This window comes from Streptomyces sp. NPDC040622 (genome assembly GCF_055593965.1).
Map to the genome: position 1 here is coordinate 676,950 of NZ_JBVIXD010000003.1, position 12,898 is coordinate 689,847.

The window sequence follows — 12,898 nt, forward strand, 5'->3', positions numbered from 1 at the left end:
CGCGTTGGCATCAACCCCGCCGACGGGGGGAAGGTGGGCACGTACGGACTGAGGTGGTGTGGCCCATGACGGAACGCAAGCCGGAAGACGAGACCGACGTCGAGCGACGCCGTCGCCGCGCCCAGTTCCTGCGCGAACGCGACGAGGCCATCGAGCTCCGCGACCGTGTGAAGCCGCGCCGCGCCCGGGCGGCACGGATGCGTCAGCAGATGCGTATGCGCACGTTCCGCTGGTAGCCGCCCGGCCGGCGGCGGGCCCGGCGAGGGCCCCGGAAGAACGCGACGCGGAACACAGCGGCCGGAAGACCTCTCCTGACGGCGCTGTTTCTGCCACGATTCCGAATGGGCGGGGCATGGCACAGCGATTCCCCGCTCCCCGACCTCGCCGGGGGGACCCCAAACCGCCAACCGGCACTGCCTATGACCAGTGGGAGAGTCACGGTGTACTTCGCCGCACTGCTCGCGCGCACCGAAGACGGGTGGGAAGCGAGCGACACGGAGCTCGACGATGTGGAGACCCTGTCGGATCTGGCCGACCTGGCCCGTGAGGCCACGGCCGACTACGACGACGACACGGTGCTCGTCTTCATCGAACAGGACGACGCGTGGTTCGGCGTCGTCCGCGTGGACGGGGAGGAGGACCCCCGTGTCTACGTCTCGGACGCCGCAGCGGCCGCCCGCAGCTCGTACGGGGAGATCCTGCTCACCGACGAGATGCTCGGCCGCGATCCGGACGACGACGGGGCGGTCGACCTGGACGCCCTCGACCTCGACGGCACGGAGGACGGCGAACCGGAGGCGTCCGACGCCGACGGGGATGCCCCGGCCGACGACGCCCCCGGCACGTCCGGGGTGCCGTCAGGACCGGTCGGCGACTCGGAGATCCTCGCCGACCTCGGGGTGCCCGAGAAGGATCTGCTCGGTCTCGAGAGCGGCGACGCGCTCAGCGAGATCGCCGACATCCTCGGGGCGGCGGAGGTGCTCGAGACCGTCCGCTAGGTTCCCCGTGTGACCGATCCGACCGACCCGACCGACCCGACCGATCCGATCGCCGCCACCGACCCGACCGACCGCATCGATCCGACCGACCCCTTCACCGCGACCGACGACGATCCCGTGCGCGACCGCTGGCGGGCGCCCATGCGGCTCGCCCTGGCCGAGGCCGAGCTGGCCCTCGGGAACGGCGACGTACCCGTCGGCGCCGTCGTGCTGTCCCCGGACGGCACGACGGTGCTCGCCACCGGCCACAACGAACGCGAGGCGGCCGGCGACCCGACCGCGCACGCGGAGGTGCTCGCCCTGCGCAGGGCCGCCGCCGGGCTCGGCGCGTGGCGGCTGACCGGCTGCACGCTCGTCGTGACACTGGAGCCCTGCGTGATGTGTGCGGGCGCGCTCGTGCAGTCCCGGGTGGACCGGGTCGTCTACGGAGCGCGCGACGAGAAGGCGGGAGCGGCCGGCTCGCTCTGGGACCTCGTACGCGACAGAAGGCTCAACCACCGCCCCGAAGTCATCGGGGGCGTCCTCGCGCGGGAGTGCGCCGACCGGCTGACGGACTTCTTCCGAAACCGCTGAGGGAAATCCGGCACACGGCGGGGACAAGGCCGGTCCGGGGCCGCCGGGAACGGATTTCTGTCCACGGCCCACCTTGGGCTAGAGTTCCTCTCGGTAGCGTGTCCGAGCGGCCGAAGGAGCTCGCCTCGAAAGCGAGTGTGGGGAAACTCACCGTGGGTTCAAATCCCACCGCTACCGCTCTTGATACGAAGGGCCCGTCCAGCTGGACGGGCCCTTCGTCGTGCACGGATCCGCGGGCGTGCGCGCATACGGACACGCGGACACTCGGGCATGCGGGCACGCGGAAAGCCCCGGCGCCTCCGCAAGGCACCGGGGCTCCTCCCGCCGGGACGGGGGAAGCGGCATCGGGGGGACAAGCCGCTCCCCCCGACGAGGACCGGACCCTCAAGTCAGCGCCGCCGTCAGGGGGGAAGCAGACGGCGCGGACCCCGCAGTAGGGGCCAGTCCCTCACCCGCGGATTCCTGCCAGATCCGCTGGGCTCACCACCAATCCTGCGCCTCGCGCCACCCGTGGAGGGCAGGCAAAGGGCCTCTGCTGCCGGGCCGTTGGTCCCTAAAAGCCCCGTGAGTACGGTCCGGGTTAGACTCGCCGCCGTCACAGGGGTCACACGGGGCACGGCAAGGGGAGGCCAGATCGTGGCAGTGCAGTGGAAGAAGCTCGGCCTCTTCGCGGTGGTCGTCTTCGCGCTCTATGTGATCATCACCGACCCGGCCAAGGCCGCCGACTACGTGCAGATAGGCTTCGAAGGCGTCTCGAACGCCGCTCGGAGCATCGGCGACTTCATGACGTGGGTGGCCAACGGAGGCAAGGACTGAGCGGCCGCCGAGGCCGCCCCGCACCAGTCCTCTCCAAGGAGTGCCCGTGATCCGCCATCTGGTCCTCTTCAAGCTCAACGACGGAGTGCGTCGTGACGAGCCCCGCGTGGCCGAGGGCGTCGCCGCCTTCCGCGCCCTCGGCGGGCAGATCCCGGAACTGACGTTCTGGGAGTGCGACTGGAACATCACCGACCGCCCCATCGCGTACGACTTCGCCATCAACTCGGCGGTCGAGGACACCGATGCGCTGAAGCGGTACATCGAGCACCCGGCCCACCAGGCGGGCGTCGCCCTGTGGCGCGAGTTCGCCACGTGGGTGATCGCCGACTACGAGTTCTGAGCCCCCGGGCGCGACAGCTCCCCGAACGGCCCCGCACCACCACGGTGCGGGGCCGTTCTGCGTCGTATGCCCCAACTTGCCTTCAACACGTAGTTATCGGGTGCTTGCACACAGTGCACATGTCTTGTGATGCTATGACCGCTTTTGACGGATGAGTTGACCGAGGTCGACCGAGCTTGTGCCTGACCTCGACCGTGCCTGACCGAGAAGGGGTGGCGTTGACCGTGCCGGCCAGTACTGCGCCCGAGGCTCCACCCGCGAAGGCCGCCCCGAGCACCGGGAGCACCCGCGGCGCCGACACCCGCGCCCTCACCCAGGTGCTCTTCGGCCAGCTCAAGGAGCTGGAACCGGGCAGCCCCGAACACGGCCGCGTGCGCGGCGCCCTCATCGAGGCCAACCTGCCGCTCGTGCGGTACGCGGCCGCGCGCTTCCGCAGCCGCAACGAGCCGATGGAGGATGTCGTCCAGGTCGGCACCATCGGACTCATCAACGCCATCGACCGGTTCGACCCGGAGCGCGGCGTGCAGTTCCCGACCTTCGCGATGCCCACCGTGGTCGGCGAGATCAAGCGGTACTTCCGCGACAACGTCCGCACGGTCCACGTACCGCGTCGCCTGCACGAGCTGTGGGTGCAGGTGACCGGCGCGACCGAAGACCTCACCACCGCCTTCGGGCGCTCGCCGACGACCGCGGAGATCGCCGAGCGGCTGCGCATCACCGAGGACGAGGTGCTCGCCTGCATCGAGGCCGGACGCTCGTACCACGCAACGTCGTTGGAGGCGGCCCAGGAGGGCGACGGCCTGCCGGGCCTGCTCGACCGGCTCGGCTACGAGGACCCCGCGCTCGACGGCGTCGAACACCGCGACCTCGTACGCCATCTCCTGGTCCAGCTGCCCGAGCGCGAGCAGCGGATCCTGCTCCTGCGCTACTACAGCAATCTGACGCAGTCACAGATCAGCGCCGAATTGGGCGTTTCCCAGATGCATGTGTCGAGACTGCTGGCCAGAAGCTTCGCACGACTTCGGTCCGCAAATCGGATCGAGGCGTAACCGTATCGGGTGGAGTCCTGTCGGAGCCGTTCCCGACGGGACTCTTTGTCGAAATCCCCCAGACCCCCTCTTTCCTGCACGGATGTCACCCTTGTTTGTCGACAAGTAACTACAGCGTGTTGCCGACATGTGACATTCTGCTGGAACCGCGTTTGCCGTAGCCCCACCTCCGGTATTCAGGTGGAGGCTGCGTTCCTCCGACGGGAGCGCCCGCCGCGACCGTCCGCGACCCAAAGGGGGTGGCATGTCCGCAGACCAGGGCAGCTCGAAGGTGCTCACGCTCACGCTCGTCAAGAGCCCGAGCGAATCCGCGCCCGACGCGCTTCACAGCTCGACAGCCTCGGAAGCCATCGACACCCGGACCCTGTCCCGCTCCCTCTTCCTGCGGCTCGCCGCGCTCGACCAGGACAGCCCGGAGCGCGTCTACGTACGCGACACACTCATCGAACTGAACCTCCCGCTCGTGCGGTACGCGGCGGCCCGCTTCCGCAGCCGCAACGAGCCGATGGAGGACATCGTCCAGGTCGGCACGATCGGCCTGATCAAGGCGATCGACCGTTTCGACTGCGAACGGGGCGTGGAGTTCCCGACCTTCGCGATGCCGACGGTCGTCGGTGAGATCAAGCGCTTCTTCCGGGACACCAGTTGGTCGGTGCGCGTGCCGCGCCGCCTCCAGGAGCTGCGCCTGGCGCTCACCAAGACCAGCGACGAGCTCGCCCAGCGGCTCGACCGCTCGCCGACCGTGCCCGAACTGGCCGCCGCGCTCGGCGTCTCCGAGGAGGACGTCGTCGACGGCCTCGCCGTCGGAAACGCCTACACGGCCTCCTCGCTGGATTCCCCGGCCCCCGAGGACGACGGCGGCGAGGGCTCCCTCGCGGACCGCCTGGGGTACGAGGACACGGCCCTGGAGGGCGTGGAGTACCGCGAGTCCCTCAAGCCGCTCCTCGCCAAGCTTCCGCCGCGCGAGCGCCGCATCATCATGCTGCGCTTCTTCGCCAACATGACGCAGTCGCAGATCGGCGAGGAGGTCGGCATCTCCCAGATGCACGTCTCCCGACTGCTCACGCGCACGCTTTCGCAGCTGCGCGAAGGCCTCATCTCGGACTGACGCACGCCAACTGGTCATCGCGCGGCCGGTGTTGCTGACGGGGTTCCTAATTGACGGACCGTCAGCCACACTGGCGCGATGCGACGTGGCGTACGGAACGTGCTCGGTGCCGGGGCGGCCGTGGTGTGCCTCGGCGGCCTGCTCGCCGCCTGCGGCGGCGACAGCGGCGACGGCTATGTGGCGACCGGCGCGGCGGGCTCCTCGCCCGAGCGGCCCCCGGGCAGGACGGTGGGCCCCATGGGCGGCGTGCAGCTGCTCCCGCTGGACGACGCCCCGAAGGCGTCCCGCTCCCCCTCCTCCGCCTCGGGGGCGGCCTCAGGGCCCCGCGCGGGCGACGCGGAGGGCAAGTTGCCCGACGGCCCCGACGGCCCCGACGGCCCCGACGGCAAGGGAGGCTCTCGCACGTCTGCCACCTCCGGCGGGACGGACGACGGCACGTCCGGCTCCGGCGCGGATGCGCCGTCGGACCCTTCCGGCCCCTCTGACCCTTCCCGCCCGTCGCACCCGGGCCCGGACTCGCCGAACCCGAGCTCACCGGATCCGGACCCACCGGCCTCCGGCCCGGCCGTACTGAGCGTCGGCGATCCGCAGCGGAAGCCCGCGGACAAGCGCTGGTGCGAGAACGTCACCGTCGCCTTCCGCAACACCGGTGGCTCACCGGTGCGTTCGGGGACGCTCACCTTCGAGACGCACATCATCGGCGCGCTGGGCGTCGACTGGGCCACGGTCGAGTCCACGGTGAAGCTGCCCGCACCGATCGCGCCGGGCCAGAAGAAGGAGAAGACCTGGCCCGTCTGTGTGGACGCGTGGCGGGTGCCGATGGGCATGCACGTGGATACGCAGGACGTCTCGGCGAAGTGGAAGTAGCGCCGGCCCTGGGCGAGTCTTCGTCTGCGGGTGTGGTGTGGCTGGTCGCGCAGTTCCCCGCGCCCCTGGGGTTCGGCTGTGGGGCGGGGTCGCGGGCGTATGTACGTACTCGCTATCCCTGCGCCACGCCTCAAGAACAAAGACGCCACAGTCCGCTCGGTGCTCCGTGCGCACATACCCCCGCGCCCCCTCCGGCCGGTTGGGAGGCTGCGGCCCGGTGGGACGATGCACTGCAGCTGAGGCAACCCCCGCAGAGGTGGTGCCTCGGGCGGGGCAGCGCCTCGGGGGCGCAGCGGGCCGTTGCTTTCAGGGGTACGGGCGCGGCGGGCTGCTGCTTTCAGGGGTACGGGGGCGGCGGGCTGTTGCTTTCAGGGGAGCGAGGAACTGCGCGACAAGCCACAACACACCCGCACCCGCCCACGCAGCGCGCCCCGCAACGGCGGGTGGGCTTTTAAGGGGCGCGGGGAACTGCGCGATCAGCCACGACGGGCCGCACCCACCCGCGCAGGGCGACCCCCGCCCACCGAGAACCGCCCAAGGCCCAGGGGCCAGACTCCTTACTTGAGCGCGAGCCAAGCCACCCCCGCCACCACCACGATCGCGAGGACCACGCCGATGATCAGGCCGACGCGGGGGCCGGAAGAGGTCACCGCCTGCTGCTGACGGCCCTGCGGAGCCTCGTCGACGAAGGCGCGGAACATCTGGGTGTTGCCGGCAGGGTCGGGAGTGCCCTGATTGCCCTGGGGGTTGTGTGCCATGGAGCAGGACCCTAGCGAATTCAGCGCTGTCGGCCCAACCCCCTCTGGCCAGGGACTTTACGAGCGGGGTCCCAGAACTTTGCCGACTCTTTAGTCCGTTGGCCCCGTTTTAATTTGCCTGCGGCAACCAACCGCTTCTATCGTTGCCCTAAGCAACAAAAAAGAGGAGGTGCCGTGGCCGCGCAGCGTCAGTACGAGGAGCTGGCCCGACAGCTCAGCGCCATCGGTGCCGTGAAGCGAGGCCTCGGACGGGGCCTGCCGCACGACTGCCCGGCCGGATCCGCCGCCGTACTCGTCCTGCTCGACCGGCACGGTGCGATGCGGATGAGCAGGCTCGCGGAGCTGCTGGCCGTGGACACGTCGGTGACCAGCCGCCACGTCGCCCATGTCGCGGACAGGGAGTGGATCGTCCGCGATCCCGACCCCGCGGACAAGCGCTCCCGGATCCTGCGGCTCACGCCCGAGGGCAAGGCCAAGGTCGACGAACTCTCCGAGCTCTCCATCCGGACGCTCACCCACTACTTGCACGACTGGACGGACGAAGAAGTCGTCCAGCTCAGCACGCTGCTCGCGCGCCTGCGCGACAGCTTCGGGGACTGCCGTGCGGCTTCGGCCCGGCTCCCCGGTTCCCCCCACGACGTGCAGACCACGTCAGAGACCACCCGTACACCCGCGTAAGAAAAGGAATTCCATGGCAACAACCACACCAGCCGGTGTGCGGGGCAGCCATGCCAAGCACGGAGCTCACCAGGGTCACAACGGTGAGAACGCTCCGATGACGCACCGGCAGATCATGGAAGCGCTGTCCGGGCTGCTGCTCGGCATGTTCGTGGCGATCCTGTCGTCCACGATCGTCTCCAACGCCCTGCCCCAGATCATCGGCGACCTCGGCGGCGGCCAGTCCGCCTACACCTGGGTCGTGACGGCGTCGCTGCTCGCGATGACCGCGACGACGCCCCTGTGGGGCAAGCTCTCCGACCTGTTCAGCAAGAAGGCGCTCGTACAGATAGCCCTGGTCATCTATGTCCTCGGCTCTGTCGTCGCCGGTCTCTCGCAGAACGCGGGCATGCTGATCGCCTGCCGTGTTGTGCAGGGCATCGGCGTGGGCGGTCTCTCCGCCCTCGCACAGATCGTCATGGCCGCGATGATCTCCCCGCGCGAGCGCGGGCGTTACTCCGGCTACCTCGGCGCCACCTTCGCGGTCGCCACCGTCGGCGGCCCGCTGCTCGGCGGCGTCATCACCGACACCTCGTGGCTCGGCTGGCGCTGGTGCTTCTACGTCGGCGTGCCCTTCGCGGTCATCGCGCTGATCGTCCTGCAGAAGACCCTGAAGCTCCCCGTCGTCAAGCGTGACGTCAAGGTCGACTGGGGCGGCGCCTTCTTCATCAGCGCCGCCGTCTGCCTGCTGCTCGTCTGGGTCACCTTCGCCGGCGACAAGTACGACTGGATGTCCTGGCAGTCGGCCGCCATGGTCGGCGGCTCGATCCTCCTCGGACTGATCTTCGTGCTCGTCGAGTCCAAGGCGACCGAGCCGATCATCCCGCTGCGGCTCTTCCGCAACCGCACCATCACCCTCGCCTCCCTCGCCTCGCTCTTCGTGGGTGTCGCGATGTTCGCGGGCACGGTGTTCTTCAGCCAGTACTTCCAGCTGGCCCGCGGCCAGTCCCCGACGATGTCCGGCGTCATGACGATCCCGATGATCGGTGGTCTGTTCATCTCGTCGACCGTCTCCGGACAGGTCATCACCAAGACAGGCAAGTGGAAGGCCTGGCTGGTCAGCGGTGGCGCCCTGGTGACGGCGGGCCTCGGCCTGCTCGGCACCATCCGGTACGACACCGAGTACTGGCACATCGCGATCTTCATGGCCCTGATGGGTCTCGGCATCGGCATGATGATGCAGAACCTGGTCCTGTGCACGCAGAACCAGGTCGCCCCGGAGGACCTCGGTTCCGCCAGCTCCACCGTCACCTTTTTCCGCTCCCTGGGCGGTGCGATGGGTGTCTCGGCGCTCGGTGCGATCATGGCCACCCGCATCACCGACTACGTCAAGGACGGCCTGACCGACCTCGGCCCGAAGGCCGCCGGCTTCGGCCACGGCGGCACCGGCGGCGGTGGCATCCCGGACCTGGACAAGATCCCGGAGCCGTTCCGCACGGTGATGGAGAGCGCGTACGGACACGGCATCGCCGATGTCTTCCTGATCGCCGCGCCCATGGCGCTGATCGCCTTCCTGATCACGATCTTCATCAAGGAGGTCCCGCTGCGGACGTCGGGCGCCCTCGCCCAGGCCGCGTCGGAGACCGCGGATGCCTCGGACGGCGCCGCTCCGGCCGCCTCCCCGGCCGCCGCTGCCGCCCCCGCCGACGAGCCCGTGCTCGCCTCGGTCGCCTCGCACACGGAGGCCGCACCCGACGCCACGCAGCCGCTGGCCTCGGTGGCCTCCGCCGCCCAGTCCGGTGCCGCGGGCTTCCCGCCGGTCACCAACGGCATCCCGGTACGCGGCTTCGTCCGCGGCGCCGAGAGCGCGCCCGTACCGCGGGCCGCCGTCACGCTGATCTCCCTCGGGGGACGCCAGCTGGGCCGCGCGGTCGCGCAAGGCGACGGCTCCTACGCCGTCGACGCCCCCGGCGCCGGGTCGTACGTGCTCATCGCCTCCGCCGACGGCTTCCAGCCGCAGGCCTCGACCGTCGTGGTGGGCGACGACGCCCTCGCGTACGACATCCTGCTCAGCGGCACGAGCGGCCTCACCGGCCTGGTGCGGGACGCGGACAGCAAGCTGCCCGTCTCCGGCGCGATGGTCATCGTGACCGACGTGCGCGGTGACGTCATGGCCACCGGACTCTCCGGCGAGCAGGGCGAGTTCACCTTCGCCGAGCTGGTCCCCGGTACGGTCACCATCGCGGTGAACGCCACCGGTCACCGGCCGCTGGCCCTGCCCGTCGAGGTCGGCGGCACCGGGGTCACCCGGGTCGAGGTCGAGCTCAACTCCGGCGCGCGGGTGCTCGGCACCGTGCGGGCCGGCGGCGGGCCGCTGAACGACGCGCGGGTCACGCTCGTCGACGCGGCGGGCAACGTCGTCGCCACCGCGACCACCGGATCGGACGGGGCGTACGCCTTCACCGACCTGGACGGCGGGGACTACACGGTCATCGCGACCGGGTACCCGCCGGTGGCCACGGGCCTCTCGGTGGCCGGCAGCGGCATCGACGGCCACGACATCGAGCTCGCCCACCCGGGCGAGTGACCTGACCCGGCCCGGGTCGCGCCCCGAGCGGGGGCGTGGCCCGGGCCGGTCGCGGAAGAGGCCCCCGGGCCGGCGGTGGCGTTCATGGCAGGGGACGGCCAGTCACCGCCGCCGGGGGTCTTCTGCTTGACGCGGCATCACGCTTGACGCGGCATGACGCTGGACGTGGCATCACGCTCGATGCGGCGTGCATGGCGTGCATGGCGTGAACTTGAGTTTGGACTTTGGGGCTCCCGAGCGGGGAGCCCGGCAAGGAGTAAACGGGATGGCACTCAACGCTCGGATCCGCACCCGTGACGGGTGGGCCGTGCCCCACGCCGTCGTCACGGTGACCGACATGACCGGGACGCAGGTACTGCGGGCCGCCGCGGACGAGGAAGGCGCCGTACGGGACGGGACGGTGCTCGCCGCCGGGCCCTACACCGTCATCGTCACCGCCGTCGGCTACGCACCGGTCGCCTCCACGGCGCTCGTGACCGCCAGCGGGCGGGCCGAGGTCGGCAACGTCGTCCTCGCCCGGCAGGGCGGCACGGAGCTGCCCCCGCCCGGGCCGTGGGCCGTCGACCCGGCCCACTCGACGGTCGGCGCCGTCGCCCAGCACCTCGGGATCACCAGCGTGCACGGGCGGTTCACGGACTTCGGCGGCCGGATCGAGATCGCCGAGGACGTCGAGAAGTCCCGCGTCGAGGCGGTCATCCGGTCGGCCTCGATCGACACGGGCAACGGCATGCGGGACGGACACCTGAAGTCGGGCGACTTCCTGGACGTCGAGCGGTACCCGGAGATCACCTACCGGTCCAACGGGCTGACGCCCGCGGGCGCGGACCGGTGGACCGTCCACGGTGACCTCGGCATGCACGGCGTCGTACGGCCGGTGGACCTCGACCTCAGCTACCTCGGGACCGGGGCGGACCCCTGGGGCGGGACACGGGCCGCCTTCCGGGCCACGGCCGAGCTGCGGCGCGAGGACTTCGCCATGAACTACAACCAGGTGGTGCAGGCGGGGATCTCGGCGATCGGCACGACGCTGAAGGTCGAGCTCGACATTCAGGCCGTGCAGGGGGAGTCGTTGCCCCAGATGGGGTGAGGGGGGTCGTTAGGGTGCCCGTATGGCACCCGACATCGCTACCAACACCAGTGTGACGCTTGAGGAGTTGCTCGACTTCGTCCGGCCCAGGCACCGTGCGGTGCTGCTGACCACGCGGTCGGACGGGACCCCGCAGGGCTCGCCCCTCACCTGCGGGGTCGACGACTCCGGCCGCATCGTCGTCTCCACGTACCCGGAGCGGGCCAAGACGCGCAACGCCAGGCGGAATCCGCGGGCCAGCGTGATCGTGCTGAGCGACGAGTGGAACGGGCCCTGGGTCCAGGTCGACGGCGCGGCGGAGGTCATCGACGCGCCGGAGTCGGTGGAGCCGCTGGTGGAGTACTTCCGGAACATCTCCGGGGAGCATCCGGACTGGGACGAGTACCGGGCGGCGATGCTGACCCAGAACAAGTCGATCATCCGGATCACTCCGGAGAGGTGGGGGCCGGTGGCCACGGGCGGATTCCCCGCTCGGTAGCGGGCTCTTCTCTGGCGGGGGCGCCTGGGGCTCGTGTCGCCTTTGCTGCGTCTGTGGGGCGGGGTCGCGGGGGTATGTACGTACTCGCTATCCCTGCGCCACGCTGCACGAACAAAGACGCTATGGCTGGCTCGGTGCTCCGTGCGCACATACCCCCGCGCCCCCTCGGGCGCGTGTGCGGCTGCCGGTCATCGGTGGGGCTTCTCCAGGCAAGCCCCACAGGGCCGGTGCCTCCCGAGGGCTTCAGGTGTGGCCTCAGGTGGGGCGGTGCCTCAGGGGGGCCTCGGCGGGGCGGTGCCTCAGGGGGCTTTGGGCGGGGCGGTGCATCGGGGCGCGGCGGGCTGTTGCCTCCTGGGGCGCGGGGGCGGCGGGCCGTTGCTTTCAGAAGTACGGGCGCGGCGGGCTGCTGCTTTCAGAGGTACGGGCGCGGCGGGCTGCTGCTTTCAGGGGTACGGGGGCGGCGGGCCGCTGCTTTCAGGGATGCGGGCGCGGCGCGCTGTTGCTTTCAGAGGTACGGGGGCGGCGGGCTGCTGCTTTCAGGGGTACGGGGGCGGCGGGCCGTTGCTTTTAGGGACGCGGGGGCGGCGGGCTGTTGCTTTTAGGGGCGCGGGGAACTGCGCGACCAGCCACAACCAACCCGCACCCACACACGCAGCGCGGCCCGCAACGGCGGGTGGTCTTTAGGGGCGCGGGGAACTGCGCGACCAGCCACAACACACCCGCACCCGCCCGCGCAGGGAGGAACCCACCCACCCCGCACCGCCCAAGGCCCAGGGGCCAGAGGACGCGGAGGCCCCGCACGGAACGGGTGGGCCGGGGCTACTTGGCCGACTTGGCCGCGGCCTTGAGCTGCTGCTTGTGCGCGCGGACCTTCTGGAGGGACTCCGGCCCCGTGATGTCCGCGACCGAGCGATACGCCTTGGCCGGGCCGTAGTCGCCCGCGGACTCCCGCCACCCCTCGGGCCGTACGCCGAGCTGCTTGCCGAGGAGGGCGAGGAAGATCTGGGCCTTCTGCTTCCCGAAGCCGGGAAGGTCGTTGAGGCGCTTGAGGAGTTCCGCGCCGGTCGCCGCGTCCCGCCAGACCCCCGTCGCGTCACCGTCGTAGTGGTCGACGAGGTACTGGCACAGCTGTTGGATCCGCTTGGCCATCGAGCCCGGGTAGCGGTGCACGGCCGGCTTCGTGGAGAGGAGTCCGGCGAAGGCCTCTGGGTCGTACGCGGCGATCTCGTGGGCGTCGAGATCGTCGGAGCCGAGCCGCGTGGCGATCGTGTGCGGGCCCGCGAACGCCCACTCCATGGGGACCTGCTGGTCCAGGAGCATGCCGATCAGCGCGGCCAGCGGGCTGCGGCCGAGGAGCTCGTCGGCCTCCGGTTCCTGTGCGAGGTGCAGGGTGACGTCCATGAGGTGATGATCCCTCGCGGGCCGGCGCGTCGCAGCGCGGGGCGCCGGGCAGCGAGCGGGGGCGCCGGAAATGAGGTGCCGCGGGGGTGGGGGCCGCGTTAGTCTCGCCGTATGTCTACGCCCCGCATTTCCTAGCCAGGACACACGCCTTCACGTCACCCGTGTGTCCATTCGCTATT

At 70.6% G+C, this 12,898-nt stretch carries 14 protein-coding genes and 1 tRNA gene; 13 read left to right on the forward strand and 2 right to left on the reverse strand.

Translation table 11 applies throughout. From position 1 onward, the window contains the following. Positions 1-65: 65 nt before the first annotated feature. The 9 genes from ACZ592_RS11475 to ACZ592_RS11515 all read left to right on the forward strand — a co-directional run bounded on the left by ACZ592_RS11475 (position 66) and on the right by ACZ592_RS11515 (position 5,751). Positions 66-236: a hypothetical protein gene (locus tag ACZ592_RS11475; RefSeq protein WP_471581286.1), complete on the forward strand. Its 171-nt coding sequence runs from the start codon at positions 66-68 to the stop codon at positions 234-236. A 204-nt stretch (positions 237-440) separates the two neighbouring features. Continuing rightward, positions 441-998 (forward strand): tRNA adenosine deaminase-associated protein, encoded by a 558-nt coding sequence (locus ACZ592_RS11480; RefSeq protein ID WP_471581424.1) that lies wholly within the window; start codon positions 441-443, stop codon positions 996-998. Between the two features lie 141 nt (positions 999-1,139). Then, complete coding sequence (tadA, locus tag ACZ592_RS11485; RefSeq protein ID WP_471581425.1) at positions 1,140-1,571, forward strand: tRNA adenosine(34) deaminase TadA; 432 nt, start codon at positions 1,140-1,142, stop codon at positions 1,569-1,571. Positions 1,572-1,663: 92 nt separating this feature from the next. Then, positions 1,664-1,748, forward strand: a tRNA-Ser gene (locus tag ACZ592_RS11490). Positions 1,749-2,207: 459 nt separating this feature from the next. Further along, the gene (locus tag ACZ592_RS11495; protein WP_471581287.1) at positions 2,208-2,387 is read left to right on the forward strand and encodes a hypothetical protein; all 180 of its coding nucleotides are present in this window, start codon (positions 2,208-2,210) and stop codon (positions 2,385-2,387) included. A 46-nt stretch (positions 2,388-2,433) separates the two neighbouring features. Further along, a complete protein-coding gene (locus ACZ592_RS11500; protein ID WP_471581288.1) occupies positions 2,434-2,727 on the forward strand; it encodes a Dabb family protein in 294 nt (97 codons plus the stop codon). A 212-nt stretch (positions 2,728-2,939) separates the two neighbouring features. Next, positions 2,940-3,776 carry an RNA polymerase sigma factor SigF gene (locus ACZ592_RS11505; protein ID WP_471581289.1) on the forward strand — a complete coding sequence of 279 codons (837 nt, stop codon included), beginning with the start codon at positions 2,940-2,942 and terminating at the stop codon, positions 3,774-3,776. Between the two features lie 244 nt (positions 3,777-4,020). Beyond that, positions 4,021-4,884 (forward strand): RNA polymerase sigma factor SigF, encoded by an 864-nt coding sequence (locus ACZ592_RS11510; RefSeq protein ID WP_471581290.1) that lies wholly within the window; start codon positions 4,021-4,023, stop codon positions 4,882-4,884. A gap of 78 nt (positions 4,885-4,962) precedes the next feature. Next, on the forward strand, positions 4,963-5,751 hold the full coding sequence (locus tag ACZ592_RS11515) for a hypothetical protein (RefSeq protein WP_471581291.1): 789 nt from the start codon (positions 4,963-4,965) through the stop codon (positions 5,749-5,751). Between the two features lie 557 nt (positions 5,752-6,308). Here the strand turns inward: ACZ592_RS11515 and ACZ592_RS11520 are convergent. Next, complete coding sequence (locus tag ACZ592_RS11520; RefSeq protein WP_471581292.1) at positions 6,309-6,509, reverse strand: hypothetical protein; 201 nt, start codon at positions 6,507-6,509, stop codon at positions 6,309-6,311. 174 nt (positions 6,510-6,683) lie between these two features. Between ACZ592_RS11520 and ACZ592_RS11525 the strand changes: the two genes are divergently transcribed. From ACZ592_RS11525 to ACZ592_RS11540, 4 genes are all read left to right on the forward strand, one after another. After that, positions 6,684-7,187, forward strand: a complete 504-nt coding sequence (locus ACZ592_RS11525) for a MarR family winged helix-turn-helix transcriptional regulator (protein ID WP_471581293.1) — start codon at positions 6,684-6,686, stop codon at positions 7,185-7,187. 97 nt (positions 7,188-7,284) lie between these two features. Continuing rightward, on the forward strand, positions 7,285-9,753 hold the full coding sequence (locus ACZ592_RS11530; protein WP_471581294.1) for an MFS transporter: 2,469 nt from the start codon (positions 7,285-7,287) through the stop codon (positions 9,751-9,753). A 265-nt stretch (positions 9,754-10,018) separates the two neighbouring features. After that, the gene (locus ACZ592_RS11535) at positions 10,019-10,840 is read left to right on the forward strand and encodes a YceI family protein (RefSeq protein ID WP_471581295.1); all 822 of its coding nucleotides are present in this window, start codon (positions 10,019-10,021) and stop codon (positions 10,838-10,840) included. A 22-nt stretch (positions 10,841-10,862) separates the two neighbouring features. Further along, positions 10,863-11,318 carry a PPOX class F420-dependent oxidoreductase gene (locus tag ACZ592_RS11540; protein ID WP_471581296.1) on the forward strand — a complete coding sequence of 152 codons (456 nt, stop codon included), beginning with the start codon at positions 10,863-10,865 and terminating at the stop codon, positions 11,316-11,318. An 819-nt stretch (positions 11,319-12,137) separates the two neighbouring features. Here ACZ592_RS11540 and ACZ592_RS11545 read toward each other — a convergent pair. Beyond that, positions 12,138-12,719: an HhH-GPD-type base excision DNA repair protein gene (locus ACZ592_RS11545; protein WP_471581297.1), complete on the reverse strand. Its 582-nt coding sequence runs from the start codon at positions 12,717-12,719 to the stop codon at positions 12,138-12,140. Between the last annotated feature and the right edge of the window lie 179 nt (positions 12,720-12,898).